Source organism: Streptomyces sp. 1-11, from assembly GCF_007176755.1.
GTDB lineage: Bacteria > Actinomycetota > Actinomycetes > Streptomycetales > Streptomycetaceae > Streptomyces.
On sequence record NZ_BJTV01000014.1, the window covers coordinates 125,878 to 151,464 of the forward strand.

The 25,587-nt window shown below is 71.9% G+C and carries 18 protein-coding genes and 1 pseudogene; 5 read left to right on the plus strand and 14 right to left on the minus strand.

The genetic code is table 11. From position 1 onward, the window contains the following. Nucleotides 1-152: 152 nt before the first annotated feature. Both TNCT1_RS27025 and TNCT1_RS27030 read right to left on the minus strand, forming a co-directional pair. Nucleotides 153-911: an NUDIX domain-containing protein gene (locus TNCT1_RS27025; protein ID WP_143636787.1), complete on the minus strand. Its 759-nt coding sequence runs from the start codon at nucleotides 909-911 to the stop codon at nucleotides 153-155. Nucleotides 912-1,055: 144 nt separating this feature from the next. Continuing rightward, nucleotides 1,056-2,627 carry a DUF4192 domain-containing protein gene (locus TNCT1_RS27030; RefSeq protein ID WP_143636789.1) on the minus strand — a complete coding sequence of 524 codons (1,572 nt, stop codon included), beginning with the start codon at nucleotides 2,625-2,627 and terminating at the stop codon, nucleotides 1,056-1,058. A gap of 186 nt (nucleotides 2,628-2,813) precedes the next feature. Between TNCT1_RS27030 and TNCT1_RS27035 the strand changes: the two genes are divergently transcribed. Both TNCT1_RS27035 and TNCT1_RS27040 read left to right on the plus strand, forming a co-directional pair. Beyond that, on the plus strand, nucleotides 2,814-4,979 hold the full coding sequence (locus TNCT1_RS27035; RefSeq protein WP_143636791.1) for a RecQ family ATP-dependent DNA helicase: 2,166 nt from the start codon (nucleotides 2,814-2,816) through the stop codon (nucleotides 4,977-4,979). A gap of 284 nt (nucleotides 4,980-5,263) precedes the next feature. Continuing rightward, nucleotides 5,264-5,884, plus strand: a complete 621-nt coding sequence (locus TNCT1_RS27040; RefSeq protein ID WP_143636793.1) for a hypothetical protein — start codon at nucleotides 5,264-5,266, stop codon at nucleotides 5,882-5,884. A 367-nt stretch (nucleotides 5,885-6,251) separates the two neighbouring features. Here TNCT1_RS27040 and TNCT1_RS27045 read toward each other — a convergent pair whose 3' ends face one another. From TNCT1_RS27045 to TNCT1_RS27055, 3 genes are all read right to left on the minus strand, one after another. Continuing rightward, nucleotides 6,252-6,881: a hypothetical protein gene (locus TNCT1_RS27045; RefSeq protein ID WP_143636795.1), complete on the minus strand. Its 630-nt coding sequence runs from the start codon at nucleotides 6,879-6,881 to the stop codon at nucleotides 6,252-6,254. 68 nt (nucleotides 6,882-6,949) lie between these two features. After that, complete coding sequence (locus TNCT1_RS27050) at nucleotides 6,950-7,651, minus strand: ribonuclease HII (RefSeq protein ID WP_143636798.1); 702 nt, start codon at nucleotides 7,649-7,651, stop codon at nucleotides 6,950-6,952. 82 nt (nucleotides 7,652-7,733) lie between these two features. Then, nucleotides 7,734-8,357 carry a TetR/AcrR family transcriptional regulator gene (locus tag TNCT1_RS27055; protein ID WP_143636800.1) on the minus strand — a complete coding sequence of 208 codons (624 nt, stop codon included), beginning with the start codon at nucleotides 8,355-8,357 and terminating at the stop codon, nucleotides 7,734-7,736. A gap of 185 nt (nucleotides 8,358-8,542) precedes the next feature. Here TNCT1_RS27055 and TNCT1_RS27065 point away from each other — a divergent pair, with 185 nt between their 5' ends. Continuing rightward, a complete protein-coding gene (locus TNCT1_RS27065) occupies nucleotides 8,543-10,090 on the plus strand; it encodes an MFS transporter (protein WP_143636802.1) in 1,548 nt (515 codons plus the stop codon). A gap of 319 nt (nucleotides 10,091-10,409) precedes the next feature. Here TNCT1_RS27065 and TNCT1_RS27070 read toward each other — a convergent pair whose 3' ends face one another. The 3 genes from TNCT1_RS27070 to TNCT1_RS27080 all read right to left on the minus strand — a co-directional run bounded on the left by TNCT1_RS27070 (nucleotide 10,410) and on the right by TNCT1_RS27080 (nucleotide 12,684). Continuing rightward, nucleotides 10,410-11,315 carry an ADP-ribosylglycohydrolase family protein gene (locus TNCT1_RS27070; protein ID WP_143636884.1) on the minus strand — a complete coding sequence of 302 codons (906 nt, stop codon included), beginning with the start codon at nucleotides 11,313-11,315 and terminating at the stop codon, nucleotides 10,410-10,412. A 12-nt stretch (nucleotides 11,316-11,327) separates the two neighbouring features. Beyond that, the gene (locus tag TNCT1_RS27075; RefSeq protein ID WP_143636887.1) at nucleotides 11,328-11,987 is read right to left on the minus strand and encodes a histidine phosphatase family protein; all 660 of its coding nucleotides are present in this window, start codon (nucleotides 11,985-11,987) and stop codon (nucleotides 11,328-11,330) included. A gap of 91 nt (nucleotides 11,988-12,078) precedes the next feature. Then, nucleotides 12,079-12,684 (minus strand): YdbC family protein, encoded by a 606-nt coding sequence (locus tag TNCT1_RS27080; protein ID WP_143636890.1) that lies wholly within the window; start codon nucleotides 12,682-12,684, stop codon nucleotides 12,079-12,081. Between the two features lie 124 nt (nucleotides 12,685-12,808). Here TNCT1_RS27080 and TNCT1_RS27085 point away from each other — a divergent pair. Then, nucleotides 12,809-13,369, plus strand: a pseudogene (locus tag TNCT1_RS27085) (TerD family protein); the annotation flags it as partial. Nucleotides 13,370-13,436: 67 nt separating this feature from the next. Here TNCT1_RS27085 and TNCT1_RS27090 read toward each other — a convergent pair. Both TNCT1_RS27090 and nrdR read right to left on the minus strand, forming a co-directional pair. Next, nucleotides 13,437-16,334 (minus strand): vitamin B12-dependent ribonucleotide reductase, encoded by a 2,898-nt coding sequence (locus TNCT1_RS27090; RefSeq protein WP_143636896.1) that lies wholly within the window; start codon nucleotides 16,332-16,334, stop codon nucleotides 13,437-13,439. Between the two features lie 163 nt (nucleotides 16,335-16,497). After that, nucleotides 16,498-17,046, minus strand: a complete 549-nt coding sequence (gene nrdR / locus TNCT1_RS27095; RefSeq protein ID WP_143636906.1) for a transcriptional regulator NrdR — start codon at nucleotides 17,044-17,046, stop codon at nucleotides 16,498-16,500. Between the two features lie 568 nt (nucleotides 17,047-17,614). On the opposite strand from nrdR, the gene lexA reads away from it, so the two are divergent. Further along, nucleotides 17,615-18,394 (plus strand): transcriptional repressor LexA, encoded by a 780-nt coding sequence (lexA, locus tag TNCT1_RS27100; RefSeq protein ID WP_014675455.1) that lies wholly within the window; start codon nucleotides 17,615-17,617, stop codon nucleotides 18,392-18,394. 222 nt (nucleotides 18,395-18,616) lie between these two features. Here the strand turns inward: lexA and TNCT1_RS27105 are convergent, their stop codons facing one another. The 4 genes from TNCT1_RS27105 to TNCT1_RS27120 all read right to left on the minus strand — a co-directional run bounded on the left by TNCT1_RS27105 (nucleotide 18,617) and on the right by TNCT1_RS27120 (nucleotide 25,384). Continuing rightward, nucleotides 18,617-20,608 (minus strand): ATP-dependent DNA helicase, encoded by a 1,992-nt coding sequence (locus tag TNCT1_RS27105; protein WP_143636909.1) that lies wholly within the window; start codon nucleotides 20,606-20,608, stop codon nucleotides 18,617-18,619. A gap of 196 nt (nucleotides 20,609-20,804) precedes the next feature. Further along, nucleotides 20,805-21,479 carry a GNAT family N-acetyltransferase gene (locus TNCT1_RS27110; protein ID WP_143636912.1) on the minus strand — a complete coding sequence of 225 codons (675 nt, stop codon included), beginning with the start codon at nucleotides 21,477-21,479 and terminating at the stop codon, nucleotides 20,805-20,807. Nucleotides 21,480-21,563: 84 nt separating this feature from the next. Further along, a complete protein-coding gene (locus TNCT1_RS27115; RefSeq protein WP_143636916.1) occupies nucleotides 21,564-23,555 on the minus strand; it encodes an IucA/IucC family siderophore biosynthesis protein in 1,992 nt (663 codons plus the stop codon). A 353-nt stretch (nucleotides 23,556-23,908) separates the two neighbouring features. Beyond that, the gene (locus TNCT1_RS27120; RefSeq protein ID WP_143636918.1) at nucleotides 23,909-25,384 is read right to left on the minus strand and encodes a diaminobutyrate--2-oxoglutarate transaminase family protein; all 1,476 of its coding nucleotides are present in this window, start codon (nucleotides 25,382-25,384) and stop codon (nucleotides 23,909-23,911) included. Between the last annotated feature and the right edge of the window lie 203 nt (nucleotides 25,385-25,587).

Consider the following 25,587-nt stretch of genomic DNA (forward strand, 5'->3'; position numbering starts at 1 on the left):
AGATAGCGCGCTATGTCCTGTTTTTCTGGTATCCCCCTATCTGTTCTTCGGCGGTGCGCAAGTCGAGCGGGACACGCGTCCGCCATTAGGCGGACAGGGTCCCGGCGCGCACCTTCCGGCGCCCGCCTGACGGGTGCCGGTCGCCGTTCCGGTCAGACCTCGGGACGGAGCATCGGAGGGTTGAGCAGGGTGGCGCCGCCGGCCCTGAAGAGCTGGGCCGGCCGGCCGCCCTGGCGGGTGGTGGTACCGCCGGTGGGCACGAGGAATCCCGGTGTCCCGGTGACCTTGCGGTGGAAGTTGCGCGGGTCGAGAGCGACCCCCCACACGGCCTCGTACACCCGCCGCAGCTCCCCCACGGTGAACTCGGGCGTGCAGAACGCGGTGGCCAGCGAGGAGTACTCGATCTTGGACCGGGCCCGCTCCACGCCGTCGGCGAGGATCTGGGCGTGGTCGAAGGCGAGCGGCGCCACAGGCTCGCCGTCGCGGCCGTATCCGCCCTGCTGGAGCAGTTCCTCGACCGGCGCCCAGCGCGCGTTGCTGGCGTCGCCGCCGGCACGGGGCGCCGGCAGGTCGGGAGCGAGTGCGAGGTGGGCGACGCTGACGACCCGCATCCGCGGGTCCCGTTTCGGGTCCCCGTAGGTGGCGAGCTGTTCCAGATGGGCGCCGTGGTCCTGGGCCGGAGCCGAGGGCTCATGAGCACACAGCCCGGTCTCCTCGGCCAGCTCCCGCGCCGCCGCCTGGGACAGGTCCTCGTCGGCCCGCACGAATCCGCCGGGCAGCGCCCACCGCCCCTGGAACGGCGCCTCGCCCCTGCGCACCGCCAGCGCGCACAGCGAATGGCGGCGCACGGTCAGCACGACCAGGTCCACGGTGACGGCGAAGGGCGGAAAGGCTGACGGGTCGTAGGGCATGCCGCGATCATAGTCGTCTGCCTGACGATAAACACTCCCTCCACAGGCCGCACCGGCACCGGATCCGCGTCGTTCCACTGAGGGGTGCATAGCGGGCTCACCGCTCTCGCTGCCTACCCCGTCGGGCTCCCCGCCCTAGTGGTCTCATCCGTCGCCCTCGCTCTCCCGGGGTCCACTCGCCGCCGCGATGCCGCGGGGTGCACCGTCGCCCGCACGCACCCGGGCGGCACCCGGCTCGGCTCCGCCCGGACGCGAGGACCCGGTGGACGGCGCCTGGGGATGGGAGCCGGCCGGGCGCCTCCGCCGTTCGGACCCGTCCCCCGGCCGAGCGGCGCTGTCACCGGTGCCCCCGGCGCGGGTCCGCCGCCGGCGCCGTGAACCACCGGCCGGCTCGGCGCGCACGGTGGCGTGATCCTCGGGCCATGGGGCGGTTCCCGGCCCCTCCACGGATGTGGGCGCGGGCTCGTCGGGAGCGGACTCGGTCGCCGGAGCGGCCGGCTGCGCCGTCTCCGGCCGGGCAGGCCGCTCACGTTCCGCGCGCAGGCAGCGGCGGATCGACTCGGGGTCGAGCCCTTCGTTGCAGGCCTGGTGGAGCAGCCGGGCGAACAGGTAGTCGGGGTCGGCGCCGAGCGCCATCGCGAACGCCTCCCTGGCCTCCAGTCCGTCGCCGGACGACCAGGCCACCCAGCCCGCCAGGGTCAGCGGGGCGGCGGCGTGCTCGCCGTAAGGACCCACGCAGCGGCGGGCCAGCGCGCGCCACAGCCTCAGGGCGGGACCGGCCTCCTCACCCTCCATCCAAGCGGCCGCGCGGTCACGGGTGGTGCGGTCCTGGAGCCCGAGAATCAGCGTCGCCGCCTCGTCGTGGGCGAGCAGGCCGTCGTCGCGGAGGTCCGCCTGATGGTTGCCGGACACCGGCGCCGCCGCGGTGAACCGGCGGATGACACGGCCGGCGAGGTCGAGGGTCTCCTCGGCGACGGACACGCGCTCGGCGTCGTCCAGGATGCGGGGCACCAGGGACATGCCCGCCGCGTCCAGGGCGATCTCCTGTTGCAGGGCGGCGCCCGTCTCCCAAGGCAGCAGCCTGGCCCGCAGTTCGCGGAGCGTGCCGCGCACCTGGAGTCCCGCATAGGTGGCCGCGGCGGCCAGCACGGAGGTGCCCGGCAGGCCCATCGGCGTCCCGTCGTCGGGGCAGCACCCTTCGGCGACCGGGCAGCAGTACGACCAGAACCTGCCGTCCGAGACGCACAGCGCCTCGATCACCGGTACGTCGAGGCTGCCGCACTCGGTGCGCAGCAGTTGGGCGAGCGGCTCGAGACGCTTCATCACGTCCCGGCCCGTCTCGCCGGGGCCCGGCTCCTGGCAGACGTAGGCGACCATCCGCTCGGGACGTGCGCCCCGTCGTTCGCTGCCGGTGACCAGGCCCCGGGCCAGTTGGCGGGCGGCCCCGGTCCAGTCCTCCTGGCTCGCGGGGATGCCCAGCCGGGCGCGGCCGCCGAACCTGCCGCCGCCCTCCCGGTCGTGCAGGGCCACGAGCACCATGCTGTCCTCCGGCCGGTAGCCGAGCAGGTAGGGCAGCGCGTCGGCCAGCTCGGCGGGGGTGCGTAGCGTGACCTGGGAGTCGTGTGCGGGCCGGTCGTCCGGCGGGCCGCTGAGAGGCTCGCGCCCCGCGATATCGCCGTTTTCGAAGGGTCCGGTCATTTCGCCGTGATTCGTCATGCGCCGACGATCTCGCGGATGCTGAGATTCCGCTTGAGCCTGTGGACAAGTCGAATCAGGTGCACGACAAGGCACGCGGCGAGCGGGTCCCGTCCCGGACGCTTTTCCACAGCCCGGCCGCCGTGGCCGCCCGCTCGCCGCAGCCGTCCCGCCCGTTTGTCAGTCCCGTCCTGTTGTATGGGACCCATGGAGCACACCAGCAACGCGGACCTCCGGGCACAGGCCGACGCCGTCCTCGCCCGGCTCGTCGGGGACACCACGGCCACGGCGCGGCTGCGCGAGGACCAGTGGCGGGCGATCGAGGCGCTGGTCGCCGACCGGCGCCGGGCCCTGGTCGTGCAGCGCACGGGATGGGGAAAGTCCGCGGTGTACTTCGTGGCGACGTCGCTGCTGCGGGCCAGAGGCAGCGGCCCCACGGTGATCGTCTCGCCGCTGCTCGCGCTCATGCGCAACCAGGTGGAGGCCGCGGCCCGGGCCGGCATCCACGCCCGGACCATCAACTCGGCCAACACCGAGGAGTGGGAGGCCGTCCAGGCCGAGATCGAGCGCGGCGAGGTAGACGTGCTGCTCGTCAGCCCGGAGCGGCTGAACAATCCCGACTTCCGTGACCAGGTCCTGCCCAAGCTCTCCGCGGCGACCGGGCTCCTCGTGGTGGACGAGGCCCACTGCATCTCCGACTGGGGCCACGACTTCCGTCCGGACTACCGCCGGCTGCGCACCATGCTGGGCGACCTCCCGCCCGGTGTCCCCGTGCTCGCCACCACTGCCACGGCCAACGCCCGCGTGACCGCCGACGTCGCCGAGCAGCTGGGCACCGGCGGCACGTCCGACGCCCTGGTGCTGCGGGGGCCGCTGGACCGGGAGAGCCTGAGCCTAGGCGTGCTGCGGCTGCCGGACGCGGCACACCGGATGGCCTGGCTCGCCGACCACCTGGACGACCTGCCGGGCTCCGGCATCGTCTACACGCTCACCGTGGCGGCCGCCGAGGAGGTCACCGCGTTCCTGCGGCAGCGCGGCCACACCGTCGCCTCGTACACGGGCAGGACGGAGAACGCCGACCGGCAGCAGGCCGAGGACGACCTGCTCGCCAACCGGGTCAAGGCGCTGGTCGCCACGTCGGCGCTCGGCATGGGCTTCGACAAGCCGGACCTCGGTTTCGTGGTGCACCTCGGTTCGCCGTCCTCCCCCATCGCCTACTACCAGCAGGTCGGCCGCGCGGGCCGTGGCGTCGAGCACGCCGAGGTACTGCTGCTGCCGGGCAAGGAGGACGAGGCGATCTGGCAGTACTTCGCCTCGCTCGCCTTCCCCGCCGAGGACCTCGTGCGCCGCACGCTGGACGTCCTCGCCCGGGCCGACGGACCGCTGTCCCTCCCGGCTCTGGAGCCCCTGGTCGAACTGCGTCGGTCCCGCCTGGAGACGATGCTGAAGGTCCTCGACGTGGACGGGGCGGTACGGCGGGTCAAGGGCGGCTGGACCGCGACCGGCCGGCCGTGGTCCTACGACACCGAGCGCTACGACTGGGTGGCCAGGCAACGAGGGGCCGAGCAGCAGGCGATGCGTGAATACGCGTCCACCACGGGCTGCCGGATGGAGTTCCTGCAACGCCAACTGGACGATGAGGGCGCCAAGCCCTGCGGTCGCTGCGACAACTGCGCGGGACCCCGCTTCACCGCCGACGCCACGACGGCGGCACTGGACGCCGCGCGTGTCGACCTCGGCCGCGCCGGGGTCGAGGTGGAGCCCCGACGCATGTGGCCGACCGGGCTGCCGGCGATCGGCATCAACCTCAAGGGCCGCATCGCGGCCGCTGAACAGGCCGCGCCCGGGCGAGCCCTGGGCCGGCTGTCGGACATCGGCTGGGGAAACCGGCTGCGGCCCCTGCTCGCGCCCCAGGCACCGGACGGGCCGGTACCCGACGACGTGGCCCGAGCCGTGGTCGACGTACTGGCCGACTGGGCGAAGGGCCCGGGCGGGTGGGCCACTGGGGCGGCCGACGCCCAGGCCCGGCCGGTGGGTGTGGTCACCGTCGCCTCCCGCTCCCGGCCCGCGCTGATCGGCTCCCTGGGCGCCCGCATCGCCGAGGTGGGCCGGCTGCCGCTGCTCGGCTCCGTCGAGTACGCCGGGGAAGCGCCCCGGGTACCGCGCAGCAACAGCGCCCAGCGACTGAAGGCCCTGGACGGCTCACTGACGTTGCCGCCGGCCCTCGCCTCCGCGCTCGCCGAGGCCGGCGGTCCCGTCCTGCTGGTGGACGACTTCACCGAGACCGGCTGGACCCTCGCCGTCGCGGCGCGCCTGCTCAGAAGGGCCGGCGCCGAAAGTGTGTTGCCGCTGGTGCTGGCCGTCCAGGGGTGACGGCGCACCGCGCGCACCGGGCCGGAGCGGCTCGTCGGGCACCGACTTGCCGCGGCCGGACGTCACAGGGGTCGCCGGCGTCTGCTGTGGGTAGGGATATAAGCCACGCACCACCAGATAACCGTCGGCGGCTCCAATTGCTCGTTGCCGCATCCAAGTTCGACAGGAAGAATTGAAGTCCGCTCCCCGCACGGCTCGCCCACGATCCGTGGGCTTCGCCGCGGTGCGCGCTCCCCCGAATCCGACCTCGCCCGCAGTGTGGGCGCGTAGCCGAAGGGAGGAACGTGACCTTCGGATTCGCCTCGTCCTCGGCGGCCTCCTTGTCGACGTCCGCGTCCGCCGCTTCCGCCAGTCGCCTGCTCGAGCCCGCGGAGTGGGCAGCCGCCGGGATCCCACTGCTGCGCAACCCCCGTGAGGTGGTCAGCGGGCTGCACGCCCGCCACCGTCCGCGGCCGTCCATGGCGGTCGTGGCCGTCCTGGATCCGGACGAACGGCTTTGCGCCAGCGCGTCGTTCATACGGCGTCCCGCGCCGGCCGACGGCTGGATGTTCCGCAACGCGCTGCTCGCCCAGTTGCGCCGGGTCATCCCGCACGACCTGCGCCGGCGCACACCGGTGCGCACCGCCGTGCTGCTCTACTGTCGTGACGGCGACGCGCATTGGACCGAGGAGGACGGCGCCTGGATGTGGGGGCTGCGCGACGCGTGCACATTGCACGGGCTGCGCTGCGGCGCGTACATCACGCTGACCGGGGACGGCTGGCAGGTGCTCGGCGAAGGGCGGGGCGGACGCCATCCGAACGCCCACTCGGAGCCCGAGTCGTTCGCGATGTCTCAGGCCGCGCCCCTGCCTCCGCGCACCGGTGGCCCGGTCTCCGAGGTCCTGCGCCGCGCGGCTGCCCGCTGACGCCGGCCCGGGCCGAGGTCACTGAGTTCCAGGGGTCCGGGTGCGGCGGCAGCGATCCGGCACGCCACGAGCCGGTCGCCGGCGTGCCACGACGACGGCTGCCGGCCCTGCGGGCTTCCGCACCGCTGACGCTGACTCCTGCGGGCCGCCCGCACCGTCGACGCCGGCTCTCGCGGGCCGCCCGCAGCACTAACGCCGGCTCCCGCGGGGCTTCTCGCGCCGCCGCCGCGGGCACCTGCCCACGAGTCCGGCGCACGCCGTACGGGACGGCCGCTGCCGGTCGTCCGGGCATGCCGAAAGCCGCACCGTACTGATGTCGCCGGAGCGGCTCTTCGTCATGCCCGGCCCCGACGGGCCCGGGCGTACCTCAGACGCCCGTACCCAGCACCGCGTTGATCTGCTGCGGGTCACCGCAGACGATCAGCAGCGCACCGGCCCGGGCGTGGGCCGGCGGAAGGACGGAGGCGGCAGTGGAGGCGGCGCCGTTGACGGCGACGACGACCACGGGACGGGTCGCGGCCCGGGAGAGGCGGGCGGCGTCCGTGTAGAAGACGTCGTCACCGGCGTCGTGCTGCGTCCAGTAGGAGGCTTCGCCGAAGGACAACTCGTGCTCCGCCCACGGGTGCTGGGAACCGGTGGTGACCACCAGCACCTCTCCGGGGGCGCGGCCCGAGTCCAGGAGCAGGTCCACCGCTTCGTCGGCGGCGTCGAGCGCGCCGTCGGCCGAGGCAGGGATCAGCTGGATCTGCGGAGTCGCCTTCGTGGCGGCGGGAGCGGCCGGGCCCGACGGGCCTGGCTTGGCCGGAGCCGCGTCTCGCGTAGCGCGCTGCGCCGGCGGCACGGGCCGCGGGGGGCCAGGACGGCCGGGGCGGGACGGAGCCGCGGGACGGGGGCCGGGTACGGGGCGTGGGGTCGGCGCGGTGCGGCCGCTGGCCGGAGTGGCGCGGGGACCCTGGGCACTCTCGTGAATCTGAGGCTCCTCGGGAATGAGAGGCATGAGCTGATTTTTATCAAACGTTGGTGCGGCACGGTTGGCCGGGTGGCACATCAGTGCGAGCGGAACCGTCAGAAGTCGAAGCCGAGCTGACCCTCGATCTCCGGAACGCTTCCGTCCGCCCAGCTACGGACCTTCTTGAGGTGCCGCCACTGGGGCAGCGCATCAAGATACGCCCATGACAAACGGTGGTACGGGGTGGGCCCCCGCTCCTCCAGTGCCGCCTTGTGCACGGGCGACGGATACCCGGCGTTGTCCGCGAATCCGAAGTCTGCATGGTCGACACCCAGTTCGGCCATCATTTTGTCGCGCTGCACCTTGGCGATCACCGATGCCGCCGCGACGGCCACGCAGGACCGGTCACCCTTGATGACCGTGCGCACCCGCCACGGGGCCCCGAGGTAGTCGTGCTTGCCGTCGAGGATCACGGCGTCCGGGCGGACCGGCAGGAGGTCCAGGGCGCGGACGGCGGCGAGCCGCAACGCGGCGGTCATCCCCAGCCTGTCGATCTCCTCGGGGGAAGCGTGCCCCAGGGCATAGGCCGTGACCCACGAGTGCAGTATCCCGGCCAGTTCCGTACGCCGTTTCACCGTCAGCAGCTTGGAGTCGGTCAGACCCTCGGGCGGCCGACGCAATCCGGTGATCGCGGCGCAGACGGTGACGGGACCGGCCCAGGCGCCCCTCCCCACCTCGTCGACACCGGCGATGACCTTCGCTCCGGTCGTGGCGCGCAGGGAACGCTCGACGGTGTGAGTGGGTGGTTCGTACGGCATGGCGCCCTTAGATTACGCCGCCGGGAGGGCCGTGCGACACCCCGGTCCCCCTGGATCGGGCCCCGGGCGCCGCGGACCGCGGTCAGGACCCGTGCGGCCGCAGCAGCGGCATCATCAGCCGGTCGATCATCTCCTCGAGATCGTGATCGCTCCATTCGCTGGCGCACATCTTGGATCTGTACATCATCATGGCCGGAACAGCGTCGAAGACGTAGCCGTTGTCCGCGTCGGGACGCACCTCCTCCCGCCTGATTCCACGGATGATGACCTCTCGGAGCTGGTCGATCATCGGCTCGACCACCCCCTCGAAGATCACGGCATGGAAGCGCTCCACCTGCGCCGGATCGCATTCGTGAATCACCGCGCGCAGGGCGGAGCCGGGACGCGAGAACATGGCGTCCCGGGCCCGCCGGCACAGGGCCAGCAGATCCTCCCGGACGCTGCCGAGGTCTGGGATCTCCTCGACCGGGGGCAGCCCGGCCTCGAGCGCATCGGCGACCAGGTCCTCCTTGGAGGACCAGCGGCGGTAGACCGCGGCCTTGCCCGTCTGGGCGCCGACCGCGACGCCCTCCATCGTCAGGCCGTTCCAGCCGACCGTGCTGAGCTGCTCCAGGGCGGCGTCAAGGATCGCGCGCTCGAGCACCGCGCCGCGCCGACGGGGAGAGGCCGCCTGAGCGGGAGCGGCCGTGCAGCGCGAGATGTCCATCCGTATCTCTCCAGCAGGCAAGGGGAAGCGGGGGTTCCGGGGCGGGGCCGCGCCACGTCGCAGGGAGGGGGAGGCGACACGTGACGCGGAATCAAGTGAACGCTTGCGTTCACTGTCGGGGACTCATTACCGTTGACGCGGAAGTGAACGCGAGCGTTCACTAAAGCCTTCGTGGGGGACTCACAGTGACAACCTCTCAGCTCCTTCAGGAACAGAAACCGGGTGCGGCCCGCCGGGTGGGGCACCCCGGCATCGCGCTCACCGTCATCGCGGCCTGCCAGCTCATGGTGGTACTCGACGCGACGATTGTGAACATCGCGCTGCCGCACATTCAAGACGCTCTCGCGTTCAGCACCACCGACCTCACCTGGGTGGTCAGCGCCTACACGCTCACGTTCGGCGGCCTGCTGCTGCTCGGTGCGCGGGCCGGCGACATCCTCGGCCGGCGCCGGGTGTTCATGGCCGGCATCCTGCTGTTCACCTTCGCCTCGCTGCTGGGCGGACTGTCCCAGGAACCCTGGCAACTGCTCGCGGCGCGCGCCCTGCAGGGAGTCGGCGGCGCCATCGCCTCGCCCACCTCGCTCGCCCTGATCACCACCACGTTCCCGGAAGGCCCGGAACGCAACCGGGCCTTCGGCGTGTTCGCGGCGGTGTCCGCGGGCGGCGGCGCCATCGGCCTCCTCGCGGGCGGCATGCTCACCGACTGGCTCGACTGGCGGTGGGTGCTCTTCGTCAACGTGCCCATCGGCCTGCTGATCGCGTTCCTGGCCCCGGTGTACATCAGCGAGTCCGAACGGCACCCGGGACGGTTCGACATCGCCGGTGCGCTCACGTCGACGACCGGTATGGCCGCCCTGGTCTACGGGTTCATCCGCGCCTCGGAGGACGGCTGGCGGGACGGTCTCACGCTGGGGTCCTTCGGCGCCGCGGTGGTGCTGCTGGTGGCGTTCGTCCTCATCGAGCTGCGTGCCAGGGAACCGATCACCCCGCTCAGGATGTTCGCCGACCGCAACCGCTCCGGCACGTACGTGATCATGCTCAGCCTCGCGGCGGCGATGTTCGGCATGTTCTTCTACATCGTGCTGTTCGTGCAGAACGTGCTCGGCTACAGCGCCATCAAGGCCGGTCTCGCCTTCCTCCCCGTGACCTTCGCGATCGCGGTCGGCGCCGGCCTGTCCCAGCGCTTCCTGCCCACGCTGGGCCCCAAGCCCTTCATGATGACCGGCTCGGCGCTCGTGGTGACGGGACTGGTCTGGCAGACGTTCATCACGCCCGACAGCTCCTACCTCGGCGGGGTGCTGGGGCCGATGCTGGTGTTCGGCTTCGGCATGGGTCTGAACTTCGTGACGGCCACCGTCACGGCCGTCTCCGGTGTGGCCCAGCACGAGGCGGGCGCGGCCTCCGGGCTGCTCAACGCCATGCAGCAGGTCGGCGGCTCGCTGGGCCTGTCCATCCTGACCACCGTCTTCGGCTCCGCGAGCACGGACGAGGCGAAGAAACAACTGCCGAAGTTCCTCGCCGGCGGTACGCCCGAACAGCAGGCGCAGTTCGCGAAGACGCACCAGTTGCCCGCGCCCTGGGGGCACGAGGTGCTGGCTCACGGGATCTCCGCGGCCTTCGTCCCGGCCGCCGCGATGGCCGGGCTCGCGTTCCTCACGGCATGGCTGGTGATCAGGGTCCGCAAGAGCGATCTCGATGCCCTCGCCGGGACGTCCGGCCCGGCCATCGGCTGATCGCCGCGCCGCCCGGCGAAGCCACGGCAGGCCGGACCGCGGCCGGGAGCAGGACCGAACCCACCGCGGCCCGGCCGGCCGCGTCGCCCGCGCGGCCGCGGCCAAGAAGACCAGGAGCGCGACGAGCGCGATCGGCACAGCGTCGACGACCACCATCACCCACGCCCCCTCCCGGCCTCGCCCGTCACCAGGACGGACCGTGTCACCGTCCGCCCCGAATATCGCGGCGGTCATCTGAGCAACGGTGGACGGTCACGCAGAGTTCCCAGCCGGTACGGAGAGTCCCGACTGTCCGTGACTCGGGGCGACTATGAGGGGCTCAGAGCGCTGTCGGCACCCAGCCGGGCAGGGCCTCGGTGCGCTCCACCCACTGAGCGGGGGGTGTGCCCGCCTTGCCGGAGCCGAGGACGCCGCCCATGATCGCGCAGGTCGTGTCCACGTCGCCGCCGACCTGGGCGGTCGTCCAGAAGGCCGTCTCGAAGTCGCCCAGCGACCGCGCGGCGGACCAGAGGGCGAACGGGACGGTGTCGTGGGCCGAGGTACGGCGTCCGCAGCCGAGCACGGCGGCGACGGTGCCCGGATCCCCGTAGTCGAGCATGTCGCGGGCCCGGCGCAGACCCGCGCCGACGGCGCTCTTCGGCACGAGCGCGATGACGCCGTCGAGGAGCGCCTCGGGGCCGGGCGGCCCGCCCGGCGAGGCGGCCAGCGCGGCGGCAGCGGCGACGGCCATCGCTCCCACCACGGCCTCGCGGTGCTGGTGCGTGGGGTACGCCGAGATCTCGGCCTGGTGGGTCGCCTGCTCCGGATCGTCGGCGTACCAGGCGCCCAGCGGCGCGATGCGCATCGCGGCGCCGTTGCCCCAGGAACCCCGGCCGTTGAAGAGGCCGGCCGCCAGTTCGCGCCAGTCCTGACCCTCGCGGACGAGGCGGAGCAGCCGGTTGACGGCCGGGCCGTAGCCGCGGTCGAAGTCGTGGTGCTCGGCGAAGGAGCGGGCCAGGGCGTCCTGGTCGAGGCGGTGGTGGGCGGCGAGGACGGCCACCACGGAGCAGGCCATCTCCGTGTCGTCCGTCCACTGCCAGGGGCCCGCGGGCAGTTCGCGGCGCTTGAGCAGGGGGTGGTTCACCGGGACGAAGAACTGCGAGCCCAGCGCGTCTCCCACCGCGAGTCCGCGCAGGCTGGCCAGGGCACGGTTCAGGCGCCCGAGAGAAGAGGAATCAGCGGTCATCGGTCTGCCACTCTATCCGGAACCCCAGTGCGGCACCGGATCCCGCCATCGCTCGAAGGGCCGGTCGAGGCTGTATCTGCCGTCCTCACCGAGAACGAGCATCCGCATCTCGGCGTTCCCGGGATTCGACAGCGACTCGAATTCCGCCACCGTCCAGTGGAACCAGCGCATGCAGAACAGCCGCATCGCGAGCCCGTGCGTCACCAGGAGCACGTTCGGCGGATGGTCCGGGGCCTCGAAGCTGCGGAACAGGCTCTCCAGGAAGCCGCCGACCCGGTCGTAGACGTCGGCGCCGGACTCTCCCTGCGGGAACCTGAAGAAGAAGTGGCCGTAGGCGTCCCGGTAGGCCTTCTGCAGGCGTACGTCGTCGCGGTCCTGCCAGTTCCCCCAGTCCTGCTCGCGCAGCCTGGGCTCCTCCCGTACCCGTATGAGGCCCGGGTCGAGGTGGAAGGCGCGCAGTGTCTCGTGGGTGCGGCGGTACGGGGAGACGTACACGCTCACGCGTTCCCGGCCGAAGACCTCGCGGAGCTCCTTGCCGGTCTCCTCGGCCTGCCGCAGGCCGCGCTCGGTCAGCGCGAGAGCGTGGTCGGGCTCCCGCTCGTACACGGAGTCATCAACATTGCCCGTTGACTCGCCGTGCCGGACAAGGACGATGCGCCGTGGTCGTGCCATGCCGAAACCCTAGATCGAACGGGGGACGGTCGGGCACTCGAGCGGGTCCCGTACGGCGTAAGTCACACGCGTCCCGCACGTACCGGCACGATCAGACCGTCCAGGACGGCTCCAGCTCGACTATGTCCCCGGTGAGCGCCTCGATGTCCGCCTCCGTCTGGGCGCGCAGCGCGAGGCGTTCGATCCGCTCGGTGCGGTACTTGCCGTGCTCGGCCGCCGACCGCCACATGGACAGGATGAGGAACTCCTGCTCGGGCGCCTCGCCGAACATGCCCCGGATCATGCCCGGCGACCCGGCCATGGCGGGGTTCCAGACCTTCTCCTGCATGAGGGTGAAGTGCTCCACCCGCTCCTCGTGGACCCGGCACAGGGCGACCCGGACCAGGTCGGAGTCGGTGAAGCGCGGCTCGAAGCCGGTCTTCACGTCGAATCGGTACTCGAACAGCTTGACCTGCGGATCCTTGAACGTGCCGGACTGGGCGGCCGCGAGCCGGTCGTGGGAGCGGGCCATGAAGGAGTCGTAGAAGGCGCGGCTCTCCCAGAAGGAGAAGACGTGCGCCACCCCGGGCCGGTGCCGGCTCCAGCCTCCGCCCTGCCCCCGGAAACCCGGCTCCCCGGGAAGCCCCGCCCACTTCCGCTGCCCGCGCTCGAATCCGCGGCGGTCCACCACGGTGCAGCGAATCCACTTGACCAGCACCGCGCCATCGTAAGGCCACCGGGCGTGGCGCCGGTCACGCTCCGGCTGAGATCACCCGCGCACGCTCCGCGCGCGCGTGGCACGATGAACAAACGGCCCTGTCTTCAGGGCAGTTGGCAGACACGGCACTTCAAGGGGGTGGCGAAGCCCGGTGGCTGGCTTCAGCAAGGGAATCCGCAAGGTCGAGGTCGCGCTCAAGTGGGACCCCAGTCCCGCGGGCCGACCGCCCACCGATCTGGACATCGTGGCGGGACCGTACGAATCCGGCGACCCGTACGGGGCGCCGGCCTATCTGGTGCACTTCGACAGCCGTTCGCCGGACGGCACCATCTTCCTCAACCGGGACAGCACCGACGGCAAGGGCTTCGGCTGGGACGAGGTCATGACGATCGAGCTCGACCGACTCGACGGCCGCTACACGCGCGTGGTGGCCGGTGCGGTCATCCAGCAGGGGGCGGGGCGCCGGACTTTCTCCGACGTGCTCAACCCGGCCCTGCGCATCCGTGAGGGCTACACGGTGCTCGCCGAGGACGACTTCGGCTCGGTCGCCGGGGCCACGGCGGCCACGATCGGCGAGTTCCTGCGGGACGAATCCGGCGGCTGGACGTTCCACGCGGGGGTCCACGGCTACGACGAGGATCCGGCGGCCTTCCCCCGGGTCATGGGCAGCAGGCGCCGGTCCTGACGCGGGCACCCGCGGGTGAGGGGCGCCGGCCGTGGCCGGCGCCCCTCACCTCAGGTACGGCGTGTGATCAGCTGCAGCCGCTGGTCGAGCCGCAGCCCTCGCAGATGTAGCAGGAACCGGCCCGCTGCATCTTCGTACCGCAGGAGAAGCACAGCGGGGCGTCGGCCTGGATGCCCAGCTGCATCTCCACCAGCTCGGCGCTGGTGTGCGCCTGCTTCGGGGCCGGCTTGGCCACCTCGGACTCGGCCTTCGGCGTGGCGACCGCCTTCAGCTCCTGGGCGCGCGGCGCCGACTGGGCCAGGCCCTCGACGTCGACCTCGTCCTCGGCCGGCTCGTAGGAGCCGGTCTCCAGGTGCCGCTGACGCTCCTCGGCGGAGTGGATACCGAGCGCGGAGCGCGTCTCGAAGGGCAGGAAGTCCAGCGCCAGGCGGCGGAAGATGTAGTCGACGATCGACTGCGCCATCCGCACGTCCGGGTCGTCCGTCATGCCGGCCGGCTCGAAGCGCATGTTGGTGAACTTCGAGACGTACGTCTCCAGGGGCACGCCGTACTGCAGACCCACGGAGACGGCGATGGAGAAGGCGTCCATCATGCCCGCGAGGGTCGAGCCCTGCTTGGACATCTTCAGGAACACCTCGCCGAGACCGTCGTCGGGGTAGGAGTTGGCGGTCATGTAGCCCTCGGCGCCGCCGACCGTGAAGGACGTGGTGATGCCGGGGCGGCCCTTGGGGAGGCGCTTGCGGACCGGGCGGTACTCGACGATCTTCTCGACCGTCTCGCGGATGGCCGCCTCGGCCTTCTCCGTGACCTCGGCCTTCTCCTTCTCCTTGGTCTTGGCGGAGAGCGGCTGGCCGACCTTGCAGTTGTCGCGGTAGATGGCGAGCGCCTTGACGCCCAGCTTCCACGCCTCGTAGTAGATCTCCTCGACCTCCTCGACGGTCGCCGTCTCCGGCATGTTGACCGTCTTGGAGATGGCGCCGGAGATCCACGGCTGGATCGCCGCCATCATGCGGACGTGGCCCATCGGGGAGATGGCGCGCTCGCCCATGGCGCAGTCGAACACCTCGTAGTGCTCGGGCTTGAGACCGGGGGCGTCGATCACGTTGCCGTTCTCGGCGATGTGGGCGACGATCGCCTCGATCTGCTCCTCCTGGTAACCCAGGCGGCGCAGGGCCTGCGGGACGGTGCCGTTGACGATCTGCATCGAGCCGCCGCCGACCAGCTTCTTGAACTTCACCAGCGCGAGGTCGGGCTCCACACCGGTGGTGTCGCAGGACATCGCCAGACCGATGGTGCCGGTCGGGGCGAGCACGGACGCCTGGGAGTTACGGAAACCGTTCTTCTCGCCGAGACGCACCACGTCCTGCCAGGCCTCCGTGGCGGCGGCCCAGACCGGGCTGTCCAGGTCGTCCATGCGGACGGCCCCGCCGTTGGCGTCGGCGTGCTGCCGCATGACGCGCTTGTGGGCGTCGGCGTTGCGGGCGTAGCCGTCGTACGGGCCGACGACGGCGGCCAGCTCGGCGGAGCGGCGGTAGGCCGTGCCGGTCATCAGCGAGGTGATGGCGCCGGCGAGGGCGCGGCCGCCGTCGGAGTCGTAGGCGTGGCCGGTGGCCATCAGCAGGGCGCCGAGGTTGGCGTAGCCGATGCCGAGCTGGCGGAACGCGCGCGTGTTCTCGCCGATCTTCTGGGTCGGGAAGTCCGCGAAGCAGATCGAGATGTCCATCGCGGTGATGACCAGCTCGACGACCTTCTGGAAACGCTCGGTCTCGAAGGACTGGTGGCCCTTGCCGTCGTCCTTGAGGAACTTCATCAGGTTCAGCGAGGCCAGGTTGCAGGACGTGTTGTCCAGGTGCATGTACTCGCTGCACGGGTTCGACGCGGTGATCCGGCCGGACTCGGGGCAGGTGTGCCAGTTGTTGATCGTGTCGTCGTACTGGATGCCCGGGTCGGCGCAGGCCCAGGCGGCCTCGGCGATCTTGCGGAAGAGCGCCTTGGCGTCGACCTCCTCGATGACCTCACCGGTCATGCGGGCACGCAGGCCGAACTTGCCGCTCGACTCGACCGCCGTCATGAACTCGTCGTTCACCCGGACCGAGTTGTTGGCGTTCTGGTACTGGACGGAGGTGATGTCGTCCCCGCCCAGGTCCATGTCGAAGCCCGCGTCGCGCAGGACGCGGATCTTCTCCTCCTCGCTGACCTTGGTCTGGATGAAGTCCTCGATGTCGGGGTGGTCGACGTCGAGCACGACCATCTTGGCGGCGCGGCGGGTGGCGCCGCCGGACTTGATGGTGCCGGCGGAGGCGTCGGCGCCGCGCATGAAGGAGACGGGACCGGAGGCGTTGCCGCCGGAGGAGAGCAGCTCCTTGGAGGAGCGGATGCGGGAGAGGTTCAGACCGGCGCCGGAACCTCCCTTGAAGATCATGCCCTCTTCCTTGTACCAGTCGAGGATCGACTCCATGGAGTCGTCGACGGACAGGATGAAGCAGGCGGAGACCTGCTGCGGCTGCGGGGTGCCGACGTTGAACCAGACGGGGCTGTTGAAGCTGAAGATCTGGTGCAGGAGGGCGTAGGCCAGCTCGTGCTCGAAGATCTCGGCGTCGGCGGGCGAGGCGAAGTACTTGTAGTCCTCACCGGCCTTCCGGTACGTCTTCACGATGCGGTCGATCAGCTGCCGAAGGCTGACCTCGCGCTGCGGGGTGCCCACGGCACCGCGGAAGTACTTGCTGGTGACGATGTTGACCGCGTTCACCGACCAGAAGTCGGGGAACTCGACGCCACGCTGCTCGAAGTTGACCGAGCCGTCGCGCCAGTTGGTCATGACGACGTCACGGCGCTCCCAGGCCACCTCGTCGTACGGGTGCACGCCGGGGGTGGTGTGGATGCGCTCGATGTGCAGTCCCTTGCTACCCGCCTTGGCTCCCTTGGCTCGGGAACCTCGCGCCGGACCGCTCGCCGTCTCTGTCATGCCGCCTCCCTGTACGGGCGAAAACGCCCTGAAGTGCCCCGATGTTCCTGGGCACGGTGTTCTGTCTTGTGTTGCGGGCTCCCTCATCTGCCACCCGCAACAGGTCTTGGTCGCCGCCGTCCGAGGCGGAACCCGGCCCTCCGTCCGGGTTCCGCAGCGCCGGTCAGTCGGCGGCGTGGGCGGGCACGGGGACCTCCGTGGTCCCTCCGGGCCCGCGCGCGTCTTCCTGGCTCCCCGCTCCCGCGTCCTCGTCGTCCGCGGCGGGGCCTCGTGCCTGCCTCAGCTCCGCGATGGCGGCCTCGAAGTCGTCCAGCGAGTCGAAGGCCCGGTAGACGGAGGCGAACCGCAGATAGGCGACGAGGTCGAGTTCCTGCAACGGGCCGAGTATGGCCAGACCTACGTCGTGAGTGGTCAGCTCGGCGCTCCCGGTGGCCCGCACCGCCTCCTCGACCCGCTGGCCGAGTTGGGCGAGCGCGTCCTCGGTGACCGGCCGTCCCTGGCATGCCTTGCGCACACCGTTGATGACCTTGGTACGGCTGAAAGGCTCGGTGACCCCCGACCGCTTCACCACCATGAGCGAGCACGTCTCCACGGTCGTGAAACGACGGGAGCAGTCAGGACACTGGCGGCGCCTGCGGATCGACGTGCCGTCGTCGGTCGTACGACTGTCGACCACACGGCTGTCGGGGTGCCTGCAGAAGGGGCAGTGCATGGATCTCCAACCCTCCTCACAGCAGACTCAACAGCCTCGCTGGGCCACATGGGCCCCGCGAAGCAGCCCTAAGCATAGGCGATGACTGAGCCGTCCAAGACCCGGGGGACCACAACTTGTGGGCCCGGGTAAGCATCCAACCACTAGATGTAGGGCCTGGCCCATACATCGAGGCAATCACGCGTGTCGCCCTGACGGAGCACGCCTCGAATACCCGCGCGCTGCAATTCCGAACACGCGGGCGCCGGGGCGTACCGATCCGCCGGTTGCGGAGATACCGTGGGCGCCGCACGGAGGCCGCGTGGCACTCCGGCACAGAAGGGAGCCCGGATCCAGGAGGACGGGGTTCCGGATGGCAGACTGAGGGCACGACCCACAAGGTCACCGATCCCGGCGGTGAAGAGTACAACAAATGGGCACTTTTGCCCGCCAGGTGCCGCGTTAGCTATACACCCAGACACGTGATCGCGTCAGGTGATTCGCACTTTTTCACTCGAACGTGTGTTTGGCGCAACCTTTCGAAAGCAACTACCGTTGTCCAGCAGGGAGACCATCGAGAGGGGCCGACGTGACCACCACCGCAGACAGTGCCACCATCACCGCCCAGGACCGCTCCATGGGCCGAGTCGAGCCGGTACATGCGATGAACGAAGCCACGAATCCCGAGGGGCACAAGCGCTCCCTGCCTGGCCGACCTCCAGGCATCCGGGCGGACAGCTCGGGGCTCACCGACCGGCAGCGCCGGGTGATCGAGGTCATCCGGGATTCCGTGCAGCGGCGCGGTTACCCGCCGTCGATGCGCGAGATCGGCCAGGCCGTCGGCCTCTCCAGCACCTCCTCGGTCGCGCACCAGCTGATGGCGCTGGAGCGCAAGGGCTTCCTGCGCCGCGACCCGCACCGTCCCCGCGCGTACGAGGTCCGCGGCTCCGACCAGGCCGTGACGGTGCAGCCCACCGACACCGCCGGCAAGCCCGCCGCGTCCTACGTCCCGCTGGTCGGCCGCATCGCAGCCGGCGGACCGATCCTCGCGGAGGAGTCGGTCGAGGACGTGTTCCCGCTGCCCCGGCAGCTCGTCGGCGACGGCGAGCTGTTCGTGCTGAAGGTCGTCGGCGACTCCATGATCGAGGCCGCGATCTGCGACGGCGACTGGGTCACCGTCCGCCGTCAGCCGGTCGCCGAGAACGGCGACATCGTCGCGGCGATGCTCGACGGCGAGGCCACCGTCAAGCGCTTCAAGCGCGAGGACGGCCACGTCTGGCTCCTGCCGCACAACGCGGCCTACGAACCGATCCCCGGCGACGACGCCACCATTCTGGGCAAGGTCGTCGCCGTACTGCGCCGCGTGTGACGGCGCGGCGGGCGGGCCGGACACGGCCCGACCCCCTTGACCGGGCCCCGGAACCCCTGCGCCGGTTCCGGGGCCCTGTGCTGTCCGGACTCCCCCGGAGCCGCCCCTGTGCACGCATGGACCGCCGAGCAAGGCGCGGGGCCGGCATCGGCCGCCCCGCCCCGCCCCGCTCCGCTTCGGACCGGCCCGGAGATCACTGTTCTTGGCCGGACCAGCCCAAGATCACTGCTCCTGCGTCTGCGCCTCTTCCGTCTTCCGGGCGGCCGCGTCGATGGCCGCGAGTGACCTGCGCACCTGGTTGCGGTCCGTGGTGTACCAGAAGTCGGGCAGCGAAGCCTTGAGGTAGCCGCCGTACCGCGCGGTGGCGAGTCGCTGGTCCAGTACCGCGACCACGCCGCGGTCCCCCGAGGCGCGGACCAGACGGCCTGCGCCCTGGGCCATGAGTAGGGCCGCGTGTGTCGCGGCCACCGCCATGAAGCCGTTGCCGCCCGCGTCCTCCACCGCCTTCTGACGGGCGCTCATCAGCGGGTCGTCGGGGCGCGGGAAGGGGATCTTGTCCATGACCACCAGCTGGCAGCTGGGACCTGGTACGTCCACGCCCTGCCACAGCGACAGCGTGCCGAACAGGCAGGTCCGCGGGTCGGCGGCGAAGTTCTTGATCAGCTCGCCGAGGGTCTCCTCGCCCTGCAGCAGGATCGGGAACTCGGGGATCCGGGAGCGCAGCTCCTCCGCCGCGAGCTGGGCGGCACGCATGGAAGAGAACAGTCCGAGGGTGCGGCCGCCGGCCGCCTGGATCAGCTCGGTCAGCTCCGTCAGCATGTCGGAGCGCTCGCCGTCCCGGGCCGGGCGCGCGAGGTGCTTCGCGACGTACAGGATGCCCTGCTTCGGGTAGTCGAACGGCGAGCCGACGTCCACCCCCTTCCACTGCGGCAGGTCCTCGCCCTGCGTGCCCTCGGGGCCGAGTCCCAGGGAGGCGCCGACGCCGTTGAAGTCGCCGCCGAGCTTGAGCGTCGCGGACGTGAGGACGACGCTGCGGTCCGCGAAGAGCTTCTCCCTGAGCAGCCCGGAGACCGACATGGGCGCGACGCGCAGGGAGGCGCCGAAGCGGTCGTGGCGCTCGTACCAGACCACGTCCCACTCGGAGCCGTTGACCACCCGCTCCGCCACGTCGTGCACGGTCTCCACCGAGGCCAGCGCCTGCTTGCGGACCGCGTCCTCGTCCTGGACCGACTTGTCGCGGGTCGAGCCGAGCGCGGTGATGACCGTGCGCGCGGCGTCCCGCAGCGCCATCAGCGCGTAGCCGAGGTCCTCCGGGATCTCCTCGAGCCGGCCCGGCAGAGCCAGTTCCATCAGCCGCTCGAAGCCCTCCGCGGCGGTCTGGAGCTGGTCGGCGGCCTTCTCGTTGACGAGCTTGGCCGCCCGGCGCACGGCACGGTTGACCTGGCCGGGCGTGAGCTCCCCGGTGGCGACGCCGGTGACACGGGAGACGAGTTCGTGCGCCTCGTCGACGATCAGCACCTCGTGCTGCGGCAGTACCGGGGCGCCCTCGATGGCGTCGATCGCCAGCAGGGCGTGGTTGGTGACGACGACCTCGGCGAGCTTGGCACGCTCACGCGCCATCTCCGCGAAGCACTCGGCGCCGTAGGCGCACTTCGACGCGCCCAGGCACTCGCGCGAGGACACCGACACCTGCGCCCAGGCACGGTCGGAGACGCCCGGCGTGAGGCCGTCGCGGTCGCCAGTCTCCGTCTCGTCGGCCCAGTCGCGCAGGCGCAGCAGGTCCTGGCCCAGCTTGCTGGTGGGCGCGGCGGCCTCGAACTGGTCGAAGAGCCCGTCCTCCTCGTCCTGCGGCATGCCCTCGTGCAGGCGGTGCAGGCACAGGTAGTTGGACCTGCCCTTGAGCATCGCGAAATCCGGGCGGCGGCGCAGCAGCGGGTGCAGCGCGTCGACTGTGCGGGGCAGGTCGCGCTCCACGAGCTGGCGCTGCAGCGCCAGCGTCGCCGTGGCGACGACCACCCGCTCCCCGTGCGCGAGCGCGGGCACGAGGTAGCCCAGCGACTTTCCTGTGCCGGTGCCGGCCTGGACCAGCAGGTGGGATCCGTCGTCGATCGCCTCGGCGACCGCTTCGGCCATGGTCACCTGGCCGGGGCGCTCCGTGCCGCCGACGGCTGCGACGGCGGCGTGCAGGAGCTCGGGGAGTGAGGGCTTCGTCATAGCCCGACCACCCTACGGCCCGGCACTGACAAACGGGCGGTCGCGGCGGGGGCGGGGGGTGGGATCACGGCCGGGGCTCCTGGGGCGGTGGGCCGGCTGCCGCGGCGGCTCGGCGAGTTTCTGAGATTTCTCACGACTGCCGGGAACGTCGCCGAACCGCCGTTCGTACTCAATGTGACGACGCCATCACGAGTCGTCACATCGTCCGGTGCGGGACGCGCTCGCGGATCACGAGGGCGGCTCGCTTGCCGGGGAGGTCGACCTCCCCGGCAAGCCGGAAGCCGGCACGCAGGAAAGCGGCGACGGAGGGGGTGTTGCGAAGATCGGGCTCGGCGATCACCCGGGAGCAGGCGGGGCGACGGGCCAGCACGAGACCGGACACGGCTTCGAGCAGAGCGGAGCCCAGTCCCCGCCGCCGGTCGGCGGGCTCGCCGATGAGGAGGTGGATCCCGGTGTCGTGCGGCCGGATCGGGCAGTGGCGGGCCAGTGGATCGAGGTCGGCACGGTAGATCTCCCAGTAGCTCATGGGGACGCCGTCCAGCACGCCCAGGCACGGCACGCTTCGGCCGTCGCCTTCGAGTTGGGCGCGCAGATGGTCCGCCGTCGTGTCCGGGGGCCCCGCCAGCTCCCAGTACTCGGCCACAGCGGGGTCGTTCATCCAGCGGTGGACGAGAGGGAGGTCGGCCGCCAGGCGCACGGGGACGAGTTCGAAGAGACCCACGGGTGTGACGGCCGGCCCCCAGCCGGAGACGTCGTCGAGCAGGTCGGCCGTGGCGAAGAGGGCCACGAACTCGTCGGGCAGACGCAGGTGCAGCGTGGCCTCGCCGTCCTCGGGAGAGGCGGTGTCCGCGCTGGTGTCGGTGGAGGGCACGGCGCGCTCCTTTCGGGAGAGGGAGGTGGTGCTCCGCGGGAGATGCGGAGGAGCAGGGAGGTGGGTTCAGGAATGCAGGTGGGTTCAGGAATGGAGGGGGTTGGCGATGGTGACGTAGACGGACTGGGTGTCGACCGGGCCGACGAGTTCGTCCATGCCGTGCAGCCGGGTCAGCAGGTTGGCCTTGCAGCGCAGGACAGGTGAGTCGAGCAGCAGGCCGGGCAGCGGGGTGCGCAGGGCGAGCGGCCCCGAGGCGGCGTCGGAGAGGAAGCCGCGGAACGCCGCGAGGAGCAGCCGCTCGTCGGCAAGCCGCTGGGAGCCGAAGGCGCCGATCAGCCCGAGCACGTTGTTGACGGCGAGGTAGTACGCGAAGCGTTCGTCGGTCACCTCGTCCGCGACGAAGGTGTCGCTGCGCACGCCGACGCCGGGCAGCCTCGCGTCTAGTTCGGCCCGCCTGGACTCGCGGAAGTAGTAGCCCTGGTTGTCTCGGTACCGGCCGCCGGCGGGCCAGCCGTCACGGTCGAGCAGGACCAGCGTGTTCTGCTGATGGGCTTCGAGGGCGACCCCGGCCTCGCTGTCCAGCCAGAGCACGGGCCGGACGACCTGTTCCAGGTAGCGCAGGAACCACTCCGCGGCGACGGCTTCGACAGGACGCCGGGTGCGTGCGGCGAGCCGTGTCACGAGCTGAGACAGGCGGGACCGCAGGGCCCGGGGTTCCGTCGCGGGCCGGGCGTCGGTGTCCGGTTCGTCGAGGGGCCGGGGCGAGACGAGTCCGGCCAGGCAGCCGACGTCGTCGGACGGGGCGAACGGGTTGTGCCGGATCATGACGTCGAGGCCGGCCAGGGGCCGCCCGTCCGGGTCGTCGACGGCGAGCCAGGCGGGGTCGCGGACGATGTCGAAGGCGGGGTGTGCGGCGTGCCACTGGCGGGCGAGGCCGCCGCGCAGCAACCGGTGCACCTCCACTCCGCGGTGGAGTTCCTTGCGCAGGTTCTCGCGACGGGAATTGGTGATGCGCAGGCCCAGCGACAGCTTGAGCATCGCCGGGGCACCGGACCGGTGGACGGTGCGAACGGAGGAGGTGGGGTGCCAGGGTGCGCCGAGCGGTCCGAGGTCGCGGAGCGCTCCGGAGTCGAGCAGGGCGGCGACCGCCTCGCGGTGCCTGATCTCCCTCGCCTGCCAGGGGTGCAGCGGCAGCACGGCGTAGCCGTCGGGCAGGGACGGAGTGGTTCCGGCGAGCCGCTGGGTTAGCCGGTCGGCGGGTACGGGACGGCCGCGCTCGGTCCAGGCCGAGTCGGTCGCCAGCAGAGAGGGGGCCACGGCCCACCAGTGCAGCGGGAACGAGCCGCGTGACTCCGGTGAGTACAGCGGGCCCTCGGCCTCCGTCAGGCCCTCACGACTCTTCGGGGCCGGGTGCAGGGGGTGTCCGAGCAGGAGGGACTGCTCGGCGCCGAGGAAGAGGTCGGGGCCGTCGGCAGGACGGGCGCGGCGGTCGCCGATGAAGGCCGCGGTGCGGCGCAGCGAGTCGGCGACCCTGGCGACCAGGTCACCGCCGTCGCCCGTGGCCCCCGGCTGCTCCGGCGCGCCGGGCATGCCGTGGGCGCCGCCGGGGGTCTCCCTGGCGAGGAGGGCCACGAGCGTGGTCGCGTCGACGGGCGATGCCGTCTCGGCGCCGGCGAGGCGGACCGGTCCGAAGCGGTGCCAGCCGGCCGGGGACCAGTACCGCACCTGGACGATCAACGCGGTGCCGCTGCGGAGGAGCGGGATGCGAAGGATGCCGGTGGCGGGGGCGGCGAGGTCGTTCTCCCGCACCCAGCAGCGCAGGAGGTTCTCCACGGCGGCGGCCTGAGCGGCGGCGCCGGGATCAGGGTCCTCCAGCGGGTCGGCGCCGGGCACTTCCGCGGGGCCGGGGTCCTCCAGCGATTCCGCGCCCGGCTCTTCCGCGCTCACCTCGTCAGGGGCCCGTCGCTTCTGCTGGGGGAACGACTCGGGGAGCGGCACGGGAGCCGGCTGGGCGCCGGAGTCGCCATGGTCGTCGGGACTGCCGGAACGGCCGTCGGGTGCGGGGGTGGCGTTCAAGACGGCTCCTCGGGAGGGGGCGGGGTGGGTTGTGCAGGGGGCTCGTCGGGCGAGCCGTCACACGCTCGGCCGGCGCGCGGTTGCGCGGTCGTGCGGTTGCGCGTGCGGTTGGGCTGCCATGTGGTCGTGCTGCCGTGCGTCGTGCTGCCATGCGGTCGTCGTGCCGCGGTGCCGGCGTCGTGTGGTCGGGTCGCCGTGCGAGTCACGCTGCGCTGCTCGGGGTCCGCGTGCTTCCGGGCGACCGAGCCGCGCGTGCCTGTGGTGCGCGCTGCTCACGTCTGACCGCGGGCGGGAGCACCGGGCGTGGGCGGGCTCAAGGCCTCGCTGGTGGGGCCGTCGCGGTGGTCCGGCTGCTAGCCGTTGCCGGGGCCAGGGCCGTCAGGATGACGGTGCCCGCGGCCGTGGTCCTGCTGTCGGCGGGCCGCCGCCACCGCGTCGGCCAGGCGGTCCATGACGGCTTCCGCCTGCTCGTCGGAGATGGTCAGCGGCGGCAGAAGCCGTACGACGCCCGCGTGGCGGCCGCCGAGTTCCACGATGAGCCCCCGGTCCAGGCACTCCCGTTGGACGGCCGCGGCGAGCTGGGGGTCGGCGCGGTGCGGGGTGCGGTCGGGCCCGGGGCCGTCGGCGGCGTGCCGGTGATCACCGGCGGAGGGGTCACCGGCCGGTCCGGGCGTCGGCCTCTCGCTCTCCGGGTCCACGAGCTCGATGCCGAGCATCAGCCCGCGCCCCCGTACGTCGCCCACGCACGGGAACGCGTCCCGCAACCGGCTGAGCTGGGACAGCATCCGGGAGCCGAGGGCGGCGGCTCGCTCCGCGAGCGCGTTCTCCCGGACATGGGCGAGGGTGGCGGTGCCGGCGGCCATGGCCAGTTGGTTGCCCCGGAAGGTGCCGGCGTGGGCACCGGGCTGCCATGCGTCGAGGTCCTCGCGGTAGACGACCACGGCCAGCGGCAGGCTGCCGCCGATGGCCTTCGACATGACCATGACGTCGGGGACGACACCACTGTGCTCCACGGCCCAGAAGGCGCCCGTACGGCCGACGCCGGTCTGGATCTCGTCGGCGATCAGCGGGACGGACCGCTCGGCGGTGATCTCGCGCATGCGGCGCATCCAGCCGTCCGGCGCCGGGAGCACGCCGCCCTCGCCCTGGACGGGTTCGACGATCATCCCGGCGGGGAGCGGTACCCCCGACTTCGGGTCGTCGAGGAGGGACTCGGTCAGGCGGGCGCCGAGTTCCGCGCCGCGCGGACCGCCGACGCCGAAGGGGCAGCGGTAGTCCTGCGGGAACGGCAGCCGCGCGACCCGTACGTCGCCGGCTCCGCCGGAGGCCGCCATGGCCCCGGCCGTCATGCCGTGGTAGGCGCCGGTGAAGGCGAGCATGCCGGTGCGTCCGGTCGCGGTGCGGACCAGTTTGAGCGCGGCTTCGACCGCGTCGGTGCCGGCCGGCCCGCAGAACTGCACCCGGGCACGGTCGGCGAGCCCGGCCGGCAGGGTGCGGAACAGCTCGGTGATGAAGGCGTCCTTCACCGGCGTCGCCAGGTCGAGGACGGAGAGCGGGGCGCCGGAGTCGAGGACCCGGCGGATGGCCTCCAGGACCACTGGGTGGTTGTGGCCGAGGGCGAGGGTGCCGGCTCCCGAGAGGCAGTCCAGGTAGCGGCGTCCGTCGGCGCCCTCGATGGTCATCCCCCGCGCCCGCACGGGCACGATCGGCAGGGCCCGCGCATAGGTGCGTGCCGCGGACTCACGCGCCGACTGGCGCCTGAGGATCCCCTCGTGCACGGCGCGCTCTTCCGCGTGCGCACCTTCAGCCACCGACTCGGTCACGGCCACGACTCGCTTTCCTCCCGCTGTCCTGAGGCGAGTTGATCCGCGGGGACCGGGCACAGGCAGCGGACCCCCCACCCCTACAACCGCGCAGCGGCCCACGGGTTACGGGTTTCCCGCAATCTCCGCGTGCGACCGTCGTCGCCCGCAGGATCGCCGTGGGCGCCGTCGCAGGCGCCGTCAGGGCCGCCCCGCACGGCGACTGAGGC

What these genes read in the sequence shown, in the direction of transcription:
- TNCT1_RS27030 (WP_143636789.1), bottom strand. Translation starts at nt 2,627, where the DNA reads ATGACGAATCACGGCGAAATGACCGGACCCTTCGAAAACGGCGATATC.
- TNCT1_RS27025 (WP_143636787.1), bottom strand. Translation starts at nt 911, where the DNA reads ATGCCCTACGACCCGTCAGCCTTTCCGCCCTTCGCCGTCACCGTGGAC.
- TNCT1_RS27035 (WP_143636791.1), top strand. Translation starts at nt 2,814, where the DNA reads ATGGAGCACACCAGCAACGCGGACCTCCGGGCACAGGCCGACGCCGTC.
- TNCT1_RS27045 (WP_143636795.1), bottom strand. Translation starts at nt 6,881, where the DNA reads ATGCCTCTCATTCCCGAGGAGCCTCAGATTCACGAGAGTGCCCAGGGT.
- nrdR (WP_143636906.1), bottom strand. Translation starts at nt 17,046, where the DNA reads ATGCACTGCCCCTTCTGCAGGCACCCCGACAGCCGTGTGGTCGACAGT.
- TNCT1_RS27070 (WP_143636884.1), bottom strand. Translation starts at nt 11,315, where the DNA reads ATGACCGCTGATTCCTCTTCTCTCGGGCGCCTGAACCGTGCCCTGGCC.
- TNCT1_RS27075 (WP_143636887.1), bottom strand. Translation starts at nt 11,987, where the DNA reads ATGGCACGACCACGGCGCATCGTCCTTGTCCGGCACGGCGAGTCAACG.
- TNCT1_RS27050 (WP_143636798.1), bottom strand. Translation starts at nt 7,651, where the DNA reads ATGCCGTACGAACCACCCACTCACACCGTCGAGCGTTCCCTGCGCGCC.
- TNCT1_RS27055 (WP_143636800.1), bottom strand. Translation starts at nt 8,357, where the DNA reads ATGGACATCTCGCGCTGCACGGCCGCTCCCGCTCAGGCGGCCTCTCCC.
- TNCT1_RS27090 (WP_143636896.1), bottom strand. Translation starts at nt 16,334, where the DNA reads ATGACAGAGACGGCGAGCGGTCCGGCGCGAGGTTCCCGAGCCAAGGGA.
- TNCT1_RS27105 (WP_143636909.1), bottom strand. Translation starts at nt 20,608, where the DNA reads ATGACGAAGCCCTCACTCCCCGAGCTCCTGCACGCCGCCGTCGCAGCC.